Origin of the sequence: Helicobacter pylori (assembly GCF_006439795.1) — a bacterium.
Taxonomy (GTDB): Bacteria; Campylobacterota; Campylobacteria; order Campylobacterales; family Helicobacteraceae; genus Helicobacter; species Helicobacter pylori_CR.
The window spans coordinates 31,240-46,059 of the sequence record NZ_VEYL01000005.1; the positions used below are offsets into that span (position 1 = coordinate 31,240).

General features: G+C 37.9%; 14 protein-coding genes and 1 pseudogene. 13 read left to right on the forward strand and 2 right to left on the reverse strand.

Features of this window, described 5'->3' with window-relative positions; genetic code table 11:
- Positions 1-3: 3 nt before the first annotated feature.
- Positions 4-1,266 (forward strand): exodeoxyribonuclease VII large subunit, encoded by a 1,263-nt coding sequence (xseA, locus tag FIM66_RS03280; protein ID WP_140599982.1) that lies wholly within the window; start codon positions 4-6, stop codon positions 1,264-1,266.
- Between the two features lie 18 nt (positions 1,267-1,284).
- Here the strand turns inward: xseA and FIM66_RS03285 are convergent, their stop codons facing one another.
- On the reverse strand, positions 1,285-2,439 hold the full coding sequence (locus tag FIM66_RS03285) for a DNA methyltransferase (RefSeq protein ID WP_194149247.1): 1,155 nt from the start codon (positions 2,437-2,439) through the stop codon (positions 1,285-1,287).
- Between the two features lie 10 nt (positions 2,440-2,449).
- A complete protein-coding gene (locus tag FIM66_RS03290; RefSeq protein ID WP_140490074.1) occupies positions 2,450-3,064 on the reverse strand; it encodes a hypothetical protein in 615 nt (204 codons plus the stop codon).
- Between the two features lie 189 nt (positions 3,065-3,253).
- On the opposite strand from FIM66_RS03290, the pseudogene FIM66_RS03295 reads away from it, so the two are divergent.
- The 12 genes and pseudogenes from FIM66_RS03295 to FIM66_RS03350 all read left to right on the forward strand — a co-directional run bounded on the left by FIM66_RS03295 (position 3,254) and on the right by FIM66_RS03350 (position 14,819).
- Positions 3,254-3,930: pseudogene (locus FIM66_RS03295) on the forward strand (BsaWI family type II restriction enzyme).
- Positions 3,930-4,688, forward strand: a complete 759-nt coding sequence (locus FIM66_RS03300; protein WP_140490078.1) for a DNA-methyltransferase — start codon at positions 3,930-3,932, stop codon at positions 4,686-4,688. The pseudogene FIM66_RS03295 and the gene FIM66_RS03300 overlap by 1 nt, the downstream one beginning before the upstream one ends.
- Before the next feature lie 72 nt (positions 4,689-4,760).
- Entirely contained in the window at positions 4,761-7,331 is a 2,571-nt protein-coding gene (locus FIM66_RS03305) for an ATP-dependent Clp protease ATP-binding subunit (RefSeq protein WP_140599987.1), read from the forward strand.
- A 55-nt stretch (positions 7,332-7,386) separates the two neighbouring features.
- Positions 7,387-8,106 (forward strand): cytochrome c biogenesis protein CcdA, encoded by a 720-nt coding sequence (locus FIM66_RS03310; protein ID WP_017179856.1) that lies wholly within the window; start codon positions 7,387-7,389, stop codon positions 8,104-8,106.
- A gap of 9 nt (positions 8,107-8,115) precedes the next feature.
- Entirely contained in the window at positions 8,116-9,252 is a 1,137-nt protein-coding gene (locus tag FIM66_RS03315; protein WP_140599988.1) for an amidohydrolase family protein, read from the forward strand.
- Positions 9,237-10,466: an adenosine deaminase gene (locus FIM66_RS03320; protein ID WP_140599990.1), complete on the forward strand. Its 1,230-nt coding sequence runs from the start codon at positions 9,237-9,239 to the stop codon at positions 10,464-10,466. Before FIM66_RS03315 ends, FIM66_RS03320 begins: the two co-directional genes overlap by 16 nt.
- A 60-nt stretch (positions 10,467-10,526) precedes the next feature.
- Complete coding sequence (locus FIM66_RS03325) at positions 10,527-10,769, forward strand: nuclease (protein ID WP_000780061.1); 243 nt, start codon at positions 10,527-10,529, stop codon at positions 10,767-10,769.
- Positions 10,770-10,778: 9 nt separating this feature from the next.
- Positions 10,779-12,092, forward strand: coding sequence for a tRNA (N6-isopentenyl adenosine(37)-C2)-methylthiotransferase MiaB (miaB, locus tag FIM66_RS03330; protein ID WP_140599991.1), 1,314 nt, complete (start codon positions 10,779-10,781; stop codon positions 12,090-12,092).
- A 38-nt stretch (positions 12,093-12,130) separates the two neighbouring features.
- Complete coding sequence (locus tag FIM66_RS03335; RefSeq protein ID WP_140599993.1) at positions 12,131-12,784, forward strand: lysophospholipid acyltransferase family protein; 654 nt, start codon at positions 12,131-12,133, stop codon at positions 12,782-12,784.
- Positions 12,777-13,760 carry a DUF8569 domain-containing protein gene (locus FIM66_RS03340; RefSeq protein ID WP_140599995.1) on the forward strand — a complete coding sequence of 328 codons (984 nt, stop codon included), beginning with the start codon at positions 12,777-12,779 and terminating at the stop codon, positions 13,758-13,760. Before FIM66_RS03335 ends, FIM66_RS03340 begins: the two co-directional genes overlap by 8 nt.
- Positions 13,750-14,283 (forward strand): hypothetical protein, encoded by a 534-nt coding sequence (locus FIM66_RS03345; protein WP_139521005.1) that lies wholly within the window; start codon positions 13,750-13,752, stop codon positions 14,281-14,283. The genes FIM66_RS03340 and FIM66_RS03345 overlap by 11 nt, the downstream gene beginning before the upstream one ends.
- Positions 14,280-14,819 carry a hypothetical protein gene (locus FIM66_RS03350; RefSeq protein ID WP_140599997.1) on the forward strand — a complete coding sequence of 180 codons (540 nt, stop codon included), beginning with the start codon at positions 14,280-14,282 and terminating at the stop codon, positions 14,817-14,819. The genes FIM66_RS03345 and FIM66_RS03350 overlap by 4 nt, the downstream gene beginning before the upstream one ends.
- Position 14,820 lies beyond the last annotated feature (1 nt).

Here is a 14,820-nt window from a genome sequence, read left to right on the forward strand (position 1 = left end):
TTGATGCATGTATTGAGCGTGAGCGAAATCAACGCGCAAATCAAAGCCCTTTTAGAAGCGACTTTTTTGCAAGTTAGGGTTCAAGGGGAAGTGAGTAATTTGACTATCCATAAGGTGAGCGGCCATGCGTATTTTTCGCTCAAAGACAGCCAATCAGTCATTAGATGCGTGCTGTTTAAAGGGAACGCTAACAGGCTCAAATTTGCTTTAAAAGAAGGGCAGGAAGTGGTTGTTTTTGGGGGCATTAGCGTGTATGTCCCAAGGGGGGATTATCAAATCAATTGCTTTGAAATAGAGTCTAAAGACATAGGTTCATTAACTTTAGCTTTAGAGCAGTTGAAAGAAAAATTACGCCTTAAAGGCTATTTTGATAAAGAAAATAAATTACCCAAACCGCATTTTCCTAAACGAGTGGCAGTCATCACTTCTCAAAATTCAGCCGCTTGGGCGGACATGAAAAAGATCGCTTCCAAACGATGGCCGATGTGCGAATTAGTCTGCATCAATACCTTAATGCAAGGGGAGGGGTGCGTTCAAAGCGTGGTGGAGAGCATCGCTTATGCGGATAGTTTTCATGACACAAAAAATGCTTTTGATGCGATTGTAGTGGCTAGGGGTGGGGGGAGCATGGAGGATTTGTATTCTTTCAATGATGAGAAAATCGCTGATGCTCTGTATTTGGCTAAAACTTTCAGCATGTCAGCTATTGGGCATGAGAGCGATTTTTTATTGAGCGATTTAGTGGCGGATTTAAGGGCTTCTACGCCTTCAAATGCGATGGAGATTTTGCTCCCTAATAGCGATGAATGGTTGCAAAGACTTGATGGGTTTAATGTGAAATTGTGCCGCTCTTTTAAAACTTTGCTCCATCAAAAAAAGGCGCATTTAGAGCATTTAGCGGCCTCTTTAAAACGATTGAGTTTTGAAAACAAGCACCATTTAAACACCTTAAAACTAGAGAAATTAACAATCGCTTTAGAAAATAAAACCTTAGAATTTTTACGCTTTAAAAAAACGCTTTTAGAAAAAATCTCTACTCAAACATTAACAAGCCCTTTTTTACAAACTAAAACAGAGTGCTTAAACAGGCTAGAAAACGCCCTTAAACTCGCTCATGCACATTTGAAATTACCCCAATTCGGGGCGTTGGTGAGCAAAAATCATCAAGCGATAGAATTAGAGGCATTAAAAAGGGGCGATAAAATTGAATTGAGTGATGAAAAAGCCCGAGCGAGCGCTGAAATTTTAAGCGTGGATAGGGTGTAGGGGTTTGAAAAATAATATTTAAAATAAAATAGATTTTGTTTTTAAAATTTCGTATTCACTTCTTTTGATGATTTTTTCTAAACGCAATAGCATGATGTTTGAAATCGTGTTTTGATACCCCTTATTTTTTAAAATACTAACAGCTTGCGGGTTATTTTTAATTTTTTCTTCTTTTTGACACAAATAAAAAGACCAATTCAAATAATAATCCTTATTAACTTCTATAACCGCTTGCGCTGTTGTCCCACTGCCTGCAAAAAAATCTAAAATAATAGAATCTTTAGGGGTGGAGCATAATAATAAATATTTAATCAATGCTACAGGTTTTGGCGTCTTAAAAAGCCCCTTTAAGCCTAATTTTTCTAAATCTTTCGTGCCTTGTCGGCTATAAAAATCTAGCACGCTTAAACAATTATCTTGCGATTCTTTTAGGTAATATTTTTCATAAGGGCGATTGTTCTTAAAAATAAGTCTGTTTTGATAATATAACTCCTTAAGCTTTTCATCGCTGCTCCACCCTCTGCTTTTTAAGGGTTCTAAAAAAAGATTGATTTCTTCTATCGCTACACTGCGTGGGTGTGAAGGCGTGGATAGATCTTTAGCGAAATAAATCTCACCTTTTTCATCCACCAAATTATAATTTTTTAAAAAATTAAAATGTTCTTTTTGGGATAACTCTTTGATTTGTTCTTTTAAGACAAGTTGGGCTTGAGCTTGTCCTTTTTGTTTAAAAACATTCTTAATCGTTCGCATTAAATCTTTCAATGGTTTAGCATAAATGGGCAAAAGCGTTCGTAAGATTTTAAAACCAGGAGCGAACGCTTTATTTTTAGCGTAGCTTAAAACATATTCATGGGTAATATTGATGTGTTTAGCGTTAGACCTTGTGGCTTGTTTAGTGATAAAAGTGCCTAAAAAATTGCGCGTTCCAAAAATTTCATTGGCAATGATTTTAACTTCAGCCATTTTATTATCATCTATAGAAATAAAAATACAACCGCTTTGTTTTAACACAGCCTTCGCTAAAATCAAATGTTCTTTGATCCATTTTTCATAGTCAGCATGATCGTCTTCATATTCAAAGTTAGAATTCTTAGTGTTATAAGGGGGGTCTATATAGATAGTTTGGATGCTTTCTTTTTCTATCCTTTTCAAACACTCCAAAGCTTCCATGATAAAAACTTTATGCAAGATAATTTTCCCAAGAAAAACGACCAAACTTGAGATTAAAAAGATTGATAAGCTCTTGTTCTTTTGAATCAATGGGTTTTATTTTAAATTCAAATTCTTTGATTAATTTACTAATTCCTATCGTTTGAGTTGAACGCCTCCTTTCGTTATGACACTCTTTCACTTTTTGTTCTAAATACAATCCCATTTCAGGGTGCTTCCCATAAACAATAAATAAAAGATTAGAAATATTATTCCACACGCCCACGGCTAAAGTCGTTTTAATATCGCAAAAAACTTTGGCTTTTTCTAAAGTGGTGTCATTAAAAGTCGCGCTCCAAGTTTTACTTTGAAAAGATACTTGTTTGATTTCTAAAAATTCATCGTTCGAACTTCTTTTAGCATCAAGACCATGCTTTTGGGTATTGATGAGATCATAATCTAAATATAAAGCCACCATGCTGTCTCTCAATTCATTCAAAAATGAATCGTTGTCATGTTTATTGTATTTATTTTGAATTTCTTCAATTGGCTTTAGTGCTTGATAGCTTTCTGTAATGAAGTTTCTATCAATAGGTTCAAAGCAACCCTTATTAAAAAGTCCTAAAGATTGATTTAAAAATTGCATATCTAACCCTTTGATTAAACTCTGTCAATATTATTTTAGTGAAAATATATGATTCATTAGCAATACTTTTAAGCAGAATATCTAAAATTTGCATTTCATTATTTATCATAAGTTTGTTTTAAATGCGAGCCATTATCAAAAAGTTTTGTATTATAATTTGATGGATTTCTATGGATTAAGGTGTTTGGATTGGGTTTAGCCGATGTTATTTTAGAGCGTTTTAAAGATTTTATGAGAGGACAACCTGAGCCTTACAAGTTTTTGCAGGTTTTTTACGTGCAAGAAAAAGAACGCTTTTTAAATCATAAAATGAACGATTATATCAAGCAAAATAAAAGCAAAGAAGAGGCTAGTATTTTGGCCAGACAAGGCTTTGTCAGCACCATAGGAAGGGTGTTAGAAAAAATCATAGAACTTTTATTAAAAGATTTTTGTATTAAAAACAATGTAAAAATGACGAACGATAAAATCTTAAGGGCTAAGCGCATTAATGGCGAATTAGATAAAGTCAAACGGGCTTTATTGGTGCATTTTGGAGGCTATAGCGTGTTGCCAGATATTATTCTTTATCAAACCGATAGTATCAAAATTCTAGCAGTTTTATCGGTAAAAAATTCATTTAGAGAGCGTTTCACAGAAACGCCTTATTGGAAACTAAAGCTTCTGCAATCGCCCATAACTTCTCATATTAAAGTTTTCATGATAACGCCGGATAACGATGATGAAATCAGCTTTAAAGACAAGCCTAAAAAAGCATCGTCATGGAGCATGAATGAGATGGCCTTTATTTAGCCAAAAGCCATTTTGATCAAAGCTCTAAGATTAAGGGCATAGAGAATTTATTAGAAGATTTAAAAAGGCTTTGATGAAACCTTATTTCAGTTTGGAGAAATTGGATTTATACCATGGCGATGCGAGCGTTTTAGAGACTTTTGAAAAAGGTTTTTATGATTTGTGCGTTACTTCACCGCCCTATAATTTGAGTATTGAATACCAAGGGAGTAATGATTTTAGGGCTTATGATGATTATTTGAATTGGTGTAAAAATTGGCTTAAAAATTGTTATTTTTGGGGTAAGGAACAGGCGAGATTGTGCTTGAATGTCCCTTTAGATACGAATAAACACGGCAAGCAAAGTTTAGGGGCTGATATTATTATAGTGGCTAAAGAATGCGGTTGGAAATACCAAAATACGATTATTTGGAATGAAAGCAATATTTCAAGACGCACCGCTTGGGGGAGTTGGCTGCAAGCTAGCGCGCCTTATGCGATCGCTCCTGTGGAATTGATTGTTGTTTTTTATAAAAACGAATACAAACGCCAAAAACAAACTTCTACGATAAGTAAAGAGGAATTTTTACTCTACACGAACGGGCTTTGGAATTTTAGCGGCGAATCCAAAAAGCACTTAAAACACCCAGCCCCATTCCCAAGGGAATTACCCAGGCGTTGCATTAAATTGTTTTCTTTCTTGGAAGACACGATTTTTGATCCTTTTAGCGGATCTGGCACGACTCTTTTAGAGGCCAACGCTTTAGGGCGTTTTAGCGTGGGTTTAGAGATTGAAAAAGAATATTGCGAGTTGTCTAAAAAGCGTATTTTGGAGAGTTTGTCGTTAGTGTGAGCGTTTTAAAAACCTTTGAGGGTTAAAATAGTGTAAAATAGTAAAGATTTTAAAACTCAAAAAGGATTGATAATGAATTTATTTGAAAAAATGACTGACCAATTGCATGAGGCTTTAGACAGCGCGCTCGCTTTAGCTTTGCACCATAAAAATGCTGAAGTAACGCCCTTGCACATGCTTTTTGCCATGCTTAATAACTCCCAAGGCATTCTCATTCAAGCCTTACAAAAAATGCCTGTGAATATTGAAGCTTTAAAACTTAGCGTTCAAAGCGAGCTGAATAAGTTCGCTAAAGTTTCACAAATCAGCAAGCAAAATATCCAATTAAACCAAGCTTTAATCCAAAGTTTAGAAAACGCTCAAGGCTTGATGGCTAAAAGGGGCGATTCTTTCATCGCTACCGATGTGTATCTTTTGGCGAACATGAGCCTTTTTGAAAGCGTTTTAAAGCCTTATTTAGACACTAAGGAATTGCAAAAAACTTTAGAATCTTTGAGAAAAGGTGCGACTATTCAAGGTAAAAACGATGATTCTAATTTAGAGAGTTTAGAAAAATTTGGCATTGATTTGACGCAAAAAGCCTTAGAAAATAAGCTGGATCCCGTGATCGGAAGAGATGAAGAAATCATTCGCATGATGCAAATTTTGATCAGAAAAACAAAAAATAACCCTATTTTACTAGGTGAGCCTGGAGTGGGGAAAACGGCGGTTGTGGAAGGGTTAGCCCAACGCATTGTGAATAAGGAAGTGCCTAAAACGCTTTTAAACAAACGAGTTATCGCTTTAGATTTGAGCTTATTGGTGGCTGGGGCGAAATACAGAGGCGAGTTTGAAGAGCGCCTGAAAAAGGTGATTGAAGAAGTTAAAAAAAGCGCAAATGTGATTTTATTCATTGATGAAATCCACACGATTGTAGGGGCTGGGGCTAGTGAGGGGGGCATGGATGCGGCTAATATTTTAAAACCCGCGCTCGCTAGGGGGGAATTGCACACGATTGGAGCGACCACTCTAAAAGAATACCGCAAGTATTTTGAAAAAGACATGGCGCTACAAAGGCGTTTCCAACCCATTTTACTCAATGAGCCTAGCATCAATGAAGCTTTACAGATCTTAAGGGGGTTAAAAGAAACTTTAGAAACGCACCATAATATCACCATCAATGACTCCGCGCTCATAGCGAGCGCTAAACTCTCTAGCCGTTATATCACCGATAGGTTTTTACCCGATAAAGCGATTGATTTGATTGATGAGGGTGCGGCTCAATTAAAAATGCAAATGGAATCAGAGCCGGCAAAACTCTCTAGCGTGAAGCGCTCCATTCAAAGACTAGAAATGGAAAAACAAGCCCTTGAAATGGAAAAAAAAGAGAGCAATGCCAAACGCATGCAAGAAATCCTTAAAGAATTGAGCGATTTGAAAGAAGAAAAAATCCAATTAGAAGCGCAATTTGAAAACGAGAAAGAAGTGTTTAAAGAAATTTCACGCTTGAAAATGGAAATGGAAAGCTTGAAAAAAGAGGCTGAGAGGTTTAAGCGCAATGGGGATTACCAGCAAGCGGGTGAAATTGAATATTCTAAAATCCCTGAAAACAAAAAGAAAGAAGAAGAATTGCAGCGTAAATGGGAAACGATGCAACAAAACGGGGCGTTATTGCAAAACGCTTTAACCGAAAACAACATCGCTGAGATCGTGAGCCAATGGACGCACATCCCGGTCCAAAAAATGCTCCAAAGCGAAAAAAATAGGGTTTTAAACATTGAAAGCGAATTGCAAAAAAGGGTGGTGGGGCAAGAAAAAGCGCTCAAAGCGATCGCTAAAGCGATTAAAAGGAATAAGGCTGGGCTTAGCGATAGCAACAAGCCCATAGGGAGTTTCCTCTTTTTAGGGCCAACAGGGGTGGGTAAAACCGAGAGCGCTAAAGCCTTGGCGCAATTCTTGTTTGATAGCGATAAAAATCTTATAAGAATTGACATGAGCGAATATATGGAAAAGCACGCCATAAGCCGTCTTATTGGGGCCGCTCCTGGGTATGTGGGCTATGAAGAAGGCGGGCAATTGACCGAAGCGGTGCGCAGAAAGCCTTATAGCGTGGTGCTGTTAGATGAAGTGGAAAAAGCCCATCCGGATGTGTTTAACCTCTTGTTGCAGGTTTTAGATGAGGGGCATTTAACCGATAGTAAGGGCGTGAGGGTGGATTTCAAAAACACGATTTTGATTTTAACCAGCAATGTGGCTAGCGGCGTGCTTTTAGAAGAAGATTTGAGTGAAGCTGATAAACAAAAAGCGATTAAAGAAAGCTTGAGGCAATTTTTCAAGCCGGAATTTTTAAACCGCTTAGATGAAATCATCTCCTTTAACGCCCTAGATAGTCATGCTGTCATTAATATCGTGGGGATTCTCTTTGAAAACATTCAAAAAAAAGCGCTTGAAAGGGGCATTAATATAACCCTAGACGAAGAGGCAAAAGAATTGATCGCCGAAGCGGGATTTGACAGATTTTATGGCGCTAGACCCCTAAAGCACGCACTCTATGAAATGGTAGAAGACAAGCTCGCTGAACTCATTTTAGAGGATAAAGTTAAAGAGAATGACAGCGTGGCATTTGTGGTAGAAAATAACGAGATTGTGCCTAAGATTAAGTGAGGTTTTGTTATCCTAAAAAAATAAGAAATGGTTATTTTTAAAAAAGGATTGAATGATGTTTGATAACACGCTTGTTAATCTCTTTGACACAGCGCCTCTTTTAACTTCGCTTCTAGCTGGGATTTTAACTTTTTTAAGCCCTTGCGTGTTGCCTTTGATCCCGGCGTATATGTCTTATATTTCTCAAATTTCTTTAGAGGATATTAAAGATGGTAAGGCTAAAAGGGTTTCGGTTTTTTTAAAATCTTTGATGTTTGTGGTGGGGTTTTCGCTCGTGTTTTTGGGCGTGGGCATGTCTATGGCCAAGCTTATCCATAGCTTTTCGTTTTCTTGGGTGAATTATATCGCCGGGGGGATTGTGATCCTTTTTGGTTTGCATTTTTTAGGCGTGTTTCGTTTTGCATTTTTGTATAAAACCCAAAGCGTTCGTTTAGCGAGCAAATCTAATAGCATGCAGCGCTTTTACCCCTTTCTTTTGGGCATGAGTTTCGCTTTGGGCTGGACGCCATGCATCGGGCCGATATTCACTTCTATAGTGATCATGAGCGCGAGTAAGGACGCTTATGGCTTAATGCTTATGGTGGTGTTTGTGGTGGGCTTGGCGATCCCTTTTTTATTGGTGGCTTTAATGCTAGAAAGAGCGCTTTTGTTTTTAAAATCCTTAAAGAAATACAACCGCGCGATTGAAATTGTTTCAGGGTTGGTGCTTATTTTAATGGGAATATTGATCATGACAAATTCTTTAGAAAGCCTGACGAATTTCTTGCAAAAATAGGAGGGTTTGATGCTGTTAAAAAACGCTTCGTTTTATGATGATGAAATTTTAAAAAGAGCGGATATCCGCTTAAAAGATTCCCTCATTATAGAGATTAAAGAAAACTTAAGCCCTATTAATAATGAAGAAGTGATTGAGTGCGGCAATTTATTCGTGCTGCCAAGCTTTATAGATTTGAGCGTTACTGGTTTAGAGGGTTATGAAAATTTAAAACAAAAGGCTTTTAAAGGGGGGGTGGGGTTACTCAACGTTTTCAATGGCGATCAAAGCGGCATTAAAAATATTATGGCAATTAAAAACAACCAACTAGCCGACATCGCTACGCTTAAAAATAAAGGAGGGGAAATTTTAATCGCGCCATCTGATGCTTTTTTAGAACTCATCAGCCACTACGCCAAATCCTACAACTTGTCTCTTTTAATTTCTTTAGAAAATTCTTTTGAAGCCCTAAATAGTGGGGAATTAGCCTATGAATTGGGGCAGAATTTTGTAGACAATGCGTTTGAAAACACGCGCTTGGTGCGTTTCATGGAAGTTTCTAGAGCGTTACAAATCCCCATGCTTTTAGATAAAGTGAATAGCATCACCACGCTCAAACTCATCAAAGCCTTTAATGATTTAGGAGCGCGTTTGCAAGCCCAAACGCCCTTAAGCCATTTGATCTTAGATGAGAGCGTGTATGAAGATTATGAGCCACGATTTAAAATCGCCCCTCCTTTAAGGGATAAGGAAGGTCAAAACGCCCTAAAAGAAGCCCTAAAAAATAACGAAATCGCCATGCTCACAAGCCTTCATGCTTCTAAAAATTCTAACGCACAGCTTTTTGAAGAAAGCGCTTTTGGGTGTGAGAGCATAGAGGACGCTTTTAGCGTGGCTTACACTTTTTTAGTTCAAAAAAAGGTTATCAGTTTCCAACAGCTCATTAAAGTCATGGCGATCAATCAAGCGAGGTTTTTAAAACTCAATGCAGGCGAGGTTAAAGAAAATCAATTAGCCAATTTGATGATCGTGGATTTAAACGCTCAAACAAGAGTGAATAATCAAAATTCGCCCTTTTATGGTTTGGAATTGTATGGCGAAGTGCAAAGAATGATCTTAAAAGGGCAAACTACATTTATTAAGGAGAGTGCATGCAAGAAATCATAGGAGCGTCTTTAGTTTTTTTGTGTAATGAAAAATGCGAAGTGTTAGAAGATTATGGCGTGGTCTTTGATGAAAAGATTGTTGAAATAGGCGATTATCAAAGTTTAACGCTTAAATACCCCCACTTAAAGGCGCAGTTTTTTGAAAATTCCGTTCTGTTGCCCGCTTTTATCAACGCGCACACCCATTTTGAATTTTCCAACAATAAGGCGAGTTTTGATTATGGGAGTTTTTCTGGCTGGTTAGGGAGCGTGTTAAACAATGGGGGGGCGATTTTAGAAAATTGCCAAGGGGCTATTCAAAACGCTATTACTGCGCAATTAAAAAGCGGAGTAGGGAGCGTGGGAGCGATTTCTAACCACCTGATAGAAGTTAATTTGTTAAAAGAAAGCCCTTTGAATGCTGTCGTGTTTTTAGAGTTTTTAGGGAGCAGCTATTCTTTAGAAAAATTAAAGGCGTTTGAGGCCAAATTTAAAGAGTTAAAAGATTTAGAAGATAAAAAGCTTAAAGCGGCTCTCGCTATGCATGCCCCTTATTCGGTCCAAAAAGACATGGCTTTGAGCGTCATCCAATTGGCTAAAGATTCACAAAGCCTGCTTTCTACGCATTTTTTAGAATCGCTTGAAGAATTAGAATGGGTAGAAAATTCTAAAGGGTGGTTTGAAAATTTTTACCAGCATTTTTTAAAAGAGTCTCATTTCAAATCGCTCTATAAGGGCACGAACGATTACATTGACATGTTTAAAGACACGCACACTTTATTCGTGCATAACCAGTTCGCTTCTTTGGAAGCGTTAAAAAGGATTAAATCTCAAGTCAAAAACGCTTTTTTAATCACATGCCCCTTTTCCAACCGCTTGTTGAGTGGGAAAGCGTTGGATTTAGAGAGAGCTAAAGAAGCCGGTTTGAGCGTGAGCGTGGCCACTGATGGCTTGAGTTCTAACATTTCTTTGAGTCTTTTAGATGAATTAAGGGCGTTTTTGCTCACCCATAACATGCCGTTATTAGAATTAGCTAAAATAGCCCTTTTAGGAGCGACTAGGCATGGGGCTAAAGCTTTAGCTTTAAATAATGGCGAGATAGAAGTCAATAAGAGGGCGGATTTGAGCGTGTTTGGTTTTAATGAAAAATTCACCAAAGAGCAAGCGATCTTGCAATTTTTATTGCATGCTAAAGAAGTGGAGCGCTTGTTTTTAGGGGGGAAAAGGGTGATCTAATTTGTTTTAAAGACAGAATGCGTTAAAATGAGAAATCTAAATCAATTAAGGAAAGAGTCAATGAAACTAGTTTTAGCCAAGAATACGAGAAAATCAGACGCTAAGAGCGTGGAATTAGAGGATTTGTATCGCAAATTTAGTGAAGACAAGCGTTCTATTTTCTATTTTGCCCCCACAAACGCCCACAAAGACATGCTCAAAGCGGTGGATTTTTTCAAAGAAAAAGGCCATACGGCTTATTTAGATGAGGTGAGGGTCAGCACTGATGAAAAAGATTTTCTTTATGAATTGCACATTATTTAAAGGCTTGTGTTGAAAGTTTATATTGAAACCATGGGTTGTGCCATGAATTCTAGGGATAGCGAGCATCTACTAAGCGAACTATCCAAACTGGATTATAAAGAGACTAACGACCCTAAAATGGCGGATTTGATTTTAATCAACACTTGCAGCGTGCGCGAAAAGCCTGAAAGGAAATTGTTTTCAGAAATCGGTCAATTCGCTAAAATCAAAAAACCCAACGCCAAAATCGGGGTTTGCGGGTGCACCGCAAGTCACATGGGAGCGGATATTTTGAAAAAAGCCCCAAGCGTGAGCTTTGTGTTAGGGGCTAGGAATGTGTCTAAAATCTCTCAAGTGATCCATAAAGAAAAAGCGGTTGAAGTGGCGATTGATTACGATGAAAGCGCGTATGCGTTTGAATTTTTTGAAAAAAAGGCTCAAATCCGATCGTTACTAAACATTTCTATAGGTTGCGATAAGAAATGCGCTTATTGCATTGTCCCGCACACTAGGGGGAAAGAAATTTCTATCCCTATGGATTTGATTTTGAAAGAAGCTGAGAAATTGGCGAATAACGGCACTAAAGAGCTCATGCTTTTAGGGCAGAATGTGAATAATTACGGCGTTCGTTTCAGCAGTGAGCATGCGAAAGTGGGTTTTAGCGATTTACTGGATAAATTGAGCGAAATCCCAGGCATTGAAAGGATACGATTCACTTCGCCTCACCCCTTGCACATGAATGATGCATTTTTAGAGCGCTTTGCCCAAAACCCTAAAGTGTGCAAGAGTATCCACATGCCCTTACAGAGTGGATCTAGCGCGGTGTTAAAGATGATGCGAAGAGGTTATAGTAAAGAGTGGTTTTTAAATAGGGTGGAGAGGTTGAAAGCTTTAGTGCCTGAAGTGGGCATCAGTACGGATATTATCGTGGGCTTTCCTAATGAGAGCGATAAGGATTTTGAAGACACGATGGAGGTGCTAGAAAAAGTGCGCTTTGACACGCTCTATAGTTTCATTTATTCCCCACGCCCTTTCACTGAAGCGGGAGCTTGGAAAGAAAGAGTGCCATTAGAGGTTTCATCTTCAAGGTTAGAGAGGTTGCAAAACAGGCACAAAGAAATTTTAGAAGAAAAAGCCAAGTTGGAAGTGGGTAAAACGCATGTGGTGTTGGTGGAAAATAGGCGTGAAATGGATGATCAAATCGTGGGTTTTGAAGGGCGCAGCGATACGGGGAAATTCATTGAAGTAACTTGTAAGGAAAAAAGAAATCCGGGCGAGCTTGTAAAAGTGGAGATTATTTCTCATTCCAAAGGGCGCTTGATGGCGGCCATTAAAGGCAACTAATCAAAATAACCAATGAAGAGCGGGTTTAAAGGCGAGAATTGAGCTTAAAATTTTTCAGGAAAAATATCGTTTTAAAGGTTGTCCCTCGTTTGGCGTTTGGAGTCCTTTGGTTGTTGCATAAAACTTGTAAAAACCGCTATTTTTTAGCTCAAAATTTAAAAGAAAAACCCTTTATTGTAAGCTGTTGGCATGGGGAGCTTGGCATGATTGGGTTTGCGTATTTAAGGCTTCAAAAACCTTCTGTTTATGTGATCGCAAGCCAGCATTTTGACGGCTCTATTGCGGCGGGTTTGTTTGAAAGCTTTGGTTTTAAAAACATTAGAGGCTCTAGCAAAAAAGGGGGGGTTAAGGTTTTGATAGAGGGGCTTAAACGCTTGAAAGAAGGTTGCGATGTCGCTATCACTCCTGATGGCCCTAAAGGCCCACGACACAGCATAGCGGATGGGGTGATCGCTTTAGCTCAAAAATCAGGCGTGGGGATTAGCGCTTGTCGGGTGGTTTGTAAAAACGCATGGCGGTTGAACACTTGGGATCAATTTGAAATCCCTAAGCCTTTTAGCGAAGTGCATTATTACATGCTAGAATCGGTGATCATCCCTAAAGAATGGGAACTTTCAAGGGCTAGAGAATATTTAAAGACGCGCATGGATTCTGTTGGGTTTGAAGAATCTCAAAGGGGTTTGGGTGCTTAAAGGGTTAAAAAAAGCGTTCAAAGAGAGGTTTTGCTCTCAAGTGTATATCTCTTTTAATGTGGATCACAATCTTTTATCCACTCAAGTCATAAGGATCAAAAACGATCGCATTAAAGAGAAATTTTTTAAAACTTTTGAGACTAAAGTGGAGACTAAAAATGGTGAAGTCCCTATTCAAGCCTTAAAAATTGCCAGAACTTATAGCCAAAAATACCCCTACACTTATTTCAGCGCGATGAGTAAAGCTAAAGAGGTTTTATGCGAAAAGCAGGCGTTTGAACAAATCAAACAAGAAAATCAAGATTATCATGCTTGTGAAGTCAATCAAAAGTATTGCGTTTATGTGGAATCTAAGGATTTTTTAAAGGATTTCAAGCGTTTTAAAATCCAGGATGTGGATTTTTTGTTTTCGCCTTTTAGCCTTATTTATGATTTTGTGCGCGATCATTTAGAAAATAAGCCGTTGTTGTATTTGCTTTTGGAGCGTTCAAGATTTTATTTTTTGATTGCGGATAAAAAAGAGATTTTTTTAGCCAAATCCGTGTTTTTAGAAGAACAACCTGAAGAATTTATAGAGAGCAAAGAAGAAGATTCTATGGGAATGGATAATGAGGCTGTGGATTTGTTTTTGAGTGAAATCCAAGAAGATATTGACAGCCTTGAGAAAGCGATAGGCCTAGACAGCAGTAAGGATAATAGCGAAAAAATAACAGAGGACGCTTATAGTTTGATTGAAGGCATGACGAATATCCCCTTAATTGCAGATGTTTTGCAGGAGGGGTTGCGTAGCGTCTATCATTCTAGAGAGATAGACTTTGTAGAAAAAGTGGTTGTTTTAGACAGCTGCCAAATCCACCAAAAAGCGTTAATGCATTTGCAAGAAACTTTGATGATAGAAGTGGATAGGCTTGATTTTTCTTTAGTGGAGCGCTTGAACATTTTAGCGCGCATGGAGAATGAAAAGCATGCGTTTTAGCTATATTGAGCCAAGAGCGAAATACCTTATCAGCAAGCTTTCTAAAATTTGGGTTTTTTACATTTTTTTATCTTTTGTGGTAATAGGGGGGTTAGTGTGGTTTATGCATAACGCTATTAAAAACACTCAAGATAATGCGTCTAGTTTGACGATCCAAGAAAGGCTCTACCGCCATGAAATCAGCCGCTTACAAGTTAAGACTGATGAAACCTTAAAACTCATTAAAGAAGCCAAAAAGCGTTTGAATTACAATGATGATATACGAGATGTTTTGCAAGGGCTTTTAAATATTGTGCCGGATCTCATTACTATTAATAGCATTGAAATAGACCAGCAAAGCGTGGTGGTTAGTGGTAAAACCCCCTCTAAAGAAGCCTTTTATTTTTTGTTTCAAAACAAACTAAACCCCATGTTTGATTATTCTAGGGCGGAATTTTTCCCCTTAAGCGACGGGTGGTTTAATTTTGTCTCCACCAACTTTTCTAATTCCTTACTGATAAAAAACCCGGAGTCTATTAAATGAAGCCATTGCATTTTTCACACCTGGACAGAGAACAATCAAGCGATGTAGGGTTTATCATCAAAAACCTTATTTTTTTAGGGGTTTTTTCCTTATTGGGTTGGCTCAATACCGAGTATTTTCTATGGCCTAGCATGCTGGAATTAAAAAAAATCCTTTTAGAAGAAAATCGTAAAAAAAGCGTTTTAGAATACGCGCAAAGGCATTTTGAAACAGCCCTAGCGAACTATCGCAATCAAAAAGAAACTAGCGAATCCTTATTAAAGATTTTTAATGATGAAGAGTCCAGGCGGATTTTAGAAAAGATCTTAAAAAAATGTTTTGATGCTTATAAAATCAAACCCTTGCTCTCTCAAAACCCCCTTCAAAAAACCCAATTTTTTATCATGGCCAGAGCGAGCGAATTGGAAAAAACTTATCTTTTTTTCACCCTAATCAACAAATATTTACCGAGCGCTCAAAGCCAATTGCCCTTAAAAATTTCTAAAGATGATGAAGGGCTGTTGGTGCAATTTAGCGTGAGTATTGATCTCCAATAGG

What these genes read in the sequence shown, in the direction of transcription:
- xseA (WP_140599982.1), top strand. Translation starts at nt 4, where the DNA reads ATGCATGTATTGAGCGTGAGCGAAATCAACGCGCAAATCAAAGCCCTT.
- FIM66_RS03285 (WP_194149247.1), bottom strand. Translation starts at nt 2,439, where the DNA reads ATGGAAGCTTTGGAGTGTTTGAAAAGGATAGAAAAAGAAAGCATCCAA.
- FIM66_RS03290 (WP_140490074.1), bottom strand. Translation starts at nt 3,064, where the DNA reads ATGCAATTTTTAAATCAATCTTTAGGACTTTTTAATAAGGGTTGCTTT.
- FIM66_RS03300 (WP_140490078.1), top strand. Translation starts at nt 3,930, where the DNA reads ATGAAACCTTATTTCAGTTTGGAGAAATTGGATTTATACCATGGCGAT.
- FIM66_RS03305 (WP_140599987.1), top strand. Translation starts at nt 4,761, where the DNA reads ATGAATTTATTTGAAAAAATGACTGACCAATTGCATGAGGCTTTAGAC.
- FIM66_RS03310 (WP_017179856.1), top strand. Translation starts at nt 7,387, where the DNA reads ATGTTTGATAACACGCTTGTTAATCTCTTTGACACAGCGCCTCTTTTA.
- FIM66_RS03315 (WP_140599988.1), top strand. Translation starts at nt 8,116, where the DNA reads ATGCTGTTAAAAAACGCTTCGTTTTATGATGATGAAATTTTAAAAAGA.
- FIM66_RS03320 (WP_140599990.1), top strand. Translation starts at nt 9,237, where the DNA reads ATGCAAGAAATCATAGGAGCGTCTTTAGTTTTTTTGTGTAATGAAAAA.
- FIM66_RS03325 (WP_000780061.1), top strand. Translation starts at nt 10,527, where the DNA reads ATGAAACTAGTTTTAGCCAAGAATACGAGAAAATCAGACGCTAAGAGC.
- FIM66_RS03345 (WP_139521005.1), top strand. Translation starts at nt 13,750, where the DNA reads ATGCGTTTTAGCTATATTGAGCCAAGAGCGAAATACCTTATCAGCAAG.
- FIM66_RS03350 (WP_140599997.1), top strand. Translation starts at nt 14,280, where the DNA reads ATGAAGCCATTGCATTTTTCACACCTGGACAGAGAACAATCAAGCGAT.